We start from the raw sequence: 252 nt of genomic DNA on the forward strand, positions 1-252 counted from the left end.
AATATCACTTGTATCGCCTTCTAAAGCCTTCAAAGCTGAGCCAACAACAATTGGAATATCATCACCAGGAAACTCGTACGAGCTCAATAAATCTCTTACTTCCATTTCTACTAGCTCTAACAGCTCCGGATCATCAACCATATCGGCCTTATTCAGATAGACCACTATATAAGGAACACCAACTTGGCGAGATAGTAAAATATGTTCTCGTGTCTGTGGCATAGGACCGTCAGCAGCAGATACAACTAAAAT

General features: G+C 40.9%; 1 protein-coding gene. It reads right to left on the bottom strand.

Translation table 11 applies throughout. The annotated features are described in order from the left end of the window. Nucleotides 1–252, bottom strand: a 252-nt coding sequence (locus IEX97_RS13795; RefSeq protein WP_229776943.1) for a GTP-binding protein, incomplete at both ends; no start/stop codon positions are given.

Origin of the sequence: Paenalicyclobacillus cellulosilyticus (assembly GCF_014647315.1) — a bacterium.
GTDB classification, from domain to species: domain Bacteria; phylum Bacillota; class Bacilli; order Alicyclobacillales; family Alicyclobacillaceae; genus Alicyclobacillus_J; species Alicyclobacillus_J cellulosilyticus.